General features: G+C 39.9%; 4 protein-coding genes. 1 reads left to right on the top strand and 3 read right to left on the bottom strand.

From position 1 onward, the window contains the following. Positions 1-34: 34 nt before the first annotated feature. From ACIR131C_RS0113460 to ACIR131C_RS0113470, 3 genes are all read right to left on the bottom strand, one after another. A complete protein-coding gene (locus ACIR131C_RS0113460) occupies positions 35-286 on the bottom strand; it encodes a hypothetical protein (protein WP_028090622.1) in 252 nt (83 codons plus the stop codon). A gap of 58 nt (positions 287-344) precedes the next feature. Next, a complete protein-coding gene (locus ACIR131C_RS0113465) occupies positions 345-770 on the bottom strand; it encodes a tetratricopeptide repeat protein (RefSeq protein WP_028083015.1) in 426 nt (141 codons plus the stop codon). A 124-nt stretch (positions 771-894) separates the two neighbouring features. Then, positions 895-1,251: an iron-sulfur cluster assembly accessory protein gene (locus ACIR131C_RS0113470; RefSeq protein WP_028083016.1), complete on the bottom strand. Its 357-nt coding sequence runs from the start codon at positions 1,249-1,251 to the stop codon at positions 895-897. A gap of 297 nt (positions 1,252-1,548) precedes the next feature. On the opposite strand from ACIR131C_RS0113470, the gene ACIR131C_RS0113480 reads away from it, so the two are divergent. Continuing rightward, positions 1,549-3,156, top strand: a complete 1,608-nt coding sequence (locus tag ACIR131C_RS0113480; protein WP_028090623.1) for a DUF6930 domain-containing protein — start codon at positions 1,549-1,551, stop codon at positions 3,154-3,156. The last annotated feature ends 119 nt before the right edge of the window (positions 3,157-3,275 follow it).

Raw genomic sequence — 3,275 nt, forward strand, 5'->3', positions numbered from 1 at the left:
ATTCACTCATTTTTTAATACAAATTAAAATTATCTTAGGACAAGTCATTTTTTGTCAATTTTTTAGAAACCCAGCTAATAATACCACTCAGCAAAGCCCCACCCATGAGGATACCAATAGCAGGGTTAAATAATGGTATCCACAGTTTATGCCATAAATCCAAACCAAGGTTGATTCCCGAAGCATCACCAATCACAGCAATAACAAGCCACGCGAAACCTAAAATCACAAGGAAAACATCAGCAACAAGGATGAAGTTAAGCCAGTTTAATAATTTGTCTTTCATTTTTATTGGTAATTAGTGATTAGTGATTGGTGATTGGTGATTAGTGATTAGTAAAGAGTTAATTGTCCTCAAATATCCATTTTTTGACCTTGGCTAAATTTTGCCAATCAGGTTTTCTTGTGAAACCATCTTCAATACTATTTTTAACTTCTTCTTGCCATTCTTCATTGACAAATATCAACTGTTTTGCAAACTCAATGTGTTCACGCAAACCTTTTTGACCTGTTTCCAGCATAGCTAAAGCGAGATTAATTCTTGCTTGTGGGTCTTGGGGATTAAGTTTCACCGCTTTATTGGCGGCTTTAAAAGCCAGTGAACCCTTGTTATCAAGGAGATATAACCAAGCTAGACAAATCCAAGCTGAACTAGCTTTAGGAGAGCGATCGCATACCTCTTTAAATACAGGAATTAGAGATTCTACAGATTCTCCAGCTTTATACCGTTCTAAACCTGTATCAAATAGGGAATCAATTGTATTAGTCATTTGTTAGTTGTCAGTTGTCAATTGTCGGTTGTCAGTTGTCAGTTGTCAGTTGTCAGTTGTCAATTGTCGGTTGTCAGTTGTCAGTTGTGATTAGCAACCAATAACCGACAAACCTGTCTAAATATTACACACCGAAAGATTTACCGCAACCGCAAGTTTGGACAGCGTTGGGGTTAGTGAATTGGAAACCACCACCAATCATGGCATCGCTATAATCGAGCATGAGACCATAAAGGTAAAGTAAACTTTTGCGATCGCTGATAATTTTGAAGCCATCATAATCAAACACCTCATCATCGGGGGTAATCTTGCTGATATCCTCAAAATCCATCATATAAGACATTCCCGAACAACCACCTTGTCTAACTCCCACCCGTAGACATAAATCTTTTCCTTGTTTGTCTTGAAGAGACTTAACTTGACGCAATGCAGTTTCAGATAACAGAATTGAGCGTTGTTGAGTTTGAGTTGCTTGTGTCATGGATGATTAACTCCTGAACTGATTTGATCAATACTCCAGCAGGGGTTTTAGTACCTCTGGGGTGCTATGGATGTTTTTGTATTCATTTTAGCGACATTAGGATGGGAAAACAGCATCAGAAGATGGGAACATGAGAACATGGGTAGAAGATGATCAATTATTCCTGCCCTCTTCCCCGTTGCCTGTTTTTGAGCAACCCAGAATTTTTATTCTAGAATTGAAGGAATAGGTATGTTTAATGATTAACCATTCCCAAAAGTCGCTCTTCTCATCGCTTTGTTCTGATTCATTTACTTTATGACAAGTTTTAATCGCTCTACCAGTCGCCGGTTGCAGAAATTAACCCAGATTCCTTCTGTATGGGAGGGCGATCGCCGTCCATTGTCATCACCACACAGCCCAGCCGACCCAGAGGCCAAAGGAGAATGTATTCTCTGGGTGGATGCCTCCGAAGGTATAGTTAGAGGCATGGACATGGTAGATCCCAGTCTGGGACCTGAAGCCATTGTGCGGACTTTAATGCGGGCAATAGAACATCCACAAAGTCCGGCCAAGCCCGCTAGACCCCAAAGAATCGTTGTCCGCGATCGAGAAATTCAATTTTACTTGCGGGGAGTATTGCAAGATTTAGATATTGCTATTGACTACCTACCAGAATTACCAATAATTGATGAACTTTTTCGCTCTTTTGCGGAAATCGTTGACGGAGAAACTCCCGATTTACCACCCAAATACGCCAAACTCCTCCATGATAAAGCCTTAGAAGTCTGGCAAGCTGCCCCTTGGAACTTTTTAGAAGAACAGCAAATTTTATCAATAGAAATCAATCAATGGGATGTAGACAAACTCTATGCCTCCGTCATGGGAATGTTAGGAATTGAGTATGGAATTTTGTTTTATCGTTCTGAAGATTCCCTGAAGCGGTTTCGGGCTGCTGTTATAGCCGATGATGATGAAACAAATCGAAATTTAGAAGCAGCTTTCCTCAAACAAGATTGTTTATTTCTCACCTTTGATTCTGTAGACGATAGCGACGATGATGATATAGGTGATTTGGCAGATATGCCTGATTCAGAAATTGAACCTACTTTCGGTAATATTCACCCCCTAGAAGGGCTACGTTCGGTTTTATATGAAGAAGAAGCACTACTAACTTTTGTCGCTTTAGAAAGTTTACTGCGGTTTCTGCGTGATTACCGTCGTCAATTATCCCAGGAAGATGGTCTCACTCTGGGCCAACGTTATCGAATTTCCTTACCAAAAAGCGATGAAAATCGTAAATCCTTAAATGTCGCTGTTTCTACAATGCCAGAATTGACAGCAGAACTAGAAGAAATGGCTGGTTTGGATGAAGATGAAGAAGATGATGAAGATGATTCTATATTTGAAGCCCTAAGAGACGATTTGATTCCAGAAGATGCGTTCATGAGTCTGGGTGTGTTATCTTGGAAAACATTAGATCACCTACGTCAAGCTGCTAACCACCAAGCAGGGGGTGAATTTGAGCCTATGGGGGATGGTTTACCTGTGATTGTGATTCAAACCTCTCGTCCTAAAGCTAAGGGGATTATTAAAAATATTCAAGAGGCTGGAGGACTAAACGCAATTTGTTTCCATACTGTTACTGATCCGATAGATGATAATCTCTATGACTTGGGTTTATTGCAAACACGCAATCATGAATTATTTTTGTTTGGGCAATTTTTAGATGATGACCCAGTGCATATAGAAGCTAAGAGAAAATGGCATCAGCAATGTCAAAATACTCAGGGTCATTGTGGTTTAATTATTGCTAAAGGATTGACTGGCTCAACTCGTGGTAATCCCCAATTAGGAGATATGATGGCTCTATTGGAAGCTGATGTACTTTCCCCTGCTGAGTTGACCTTGCAGACGCTTGACTAAATAAACAGATAATTCAAGTTGCTACTTCAGGGAACAGGTAATAGGTAACAGGGAACAGGGAACAGGGAACAGGTAATAGGTAATAGGTAATAGGTAATAGGTAATAGGTAATAGGTAAT

Source organism: Dolichospermum circinale AWQC131C (genome assembly GCF_000426905.1).
GTDB lineage: Bacteria > Cyanobacteriota > Cyanobacteriia > Cyanobacteriales > Nostocaceae > Dolichospermum > Dolichospermum circinale.

What these genes read in the sequence shown, in the direction of transcription:
- ACIR131C_RS0113480 (WP_028090623.1), top strand. Translation starts at nt 1,549, where the DNA reads ATGACAAGTTTTAATCGCTCTACCAGTCGCCGGTTGCAGAAATTAACC.
- ACIR131C_RS0113460 (WP_028090622.1), bottom strand. Translation starts at nt 286, where the DNA reads ATGAAAGACAAATTATTAAACTGGCTTAACTTCATCCTTGTTGCTGAT.
- ACIR131C_RS0113465 (WP_028083015.1), bottom strand. Translation starts at nt 770, where the DNA reads ATGACTAATACAATTGATTCCCTATTTGATACAGGTTTAGAACGGTAT.
- ACIR131C_RS0113470 (WP_028083016.1), bottom strand. Translation starts at nt 1,251, where the DNA reads ATGACACAAGCAACTCAAACTCAACAACGCTCAATTCTGTTATCTGAA.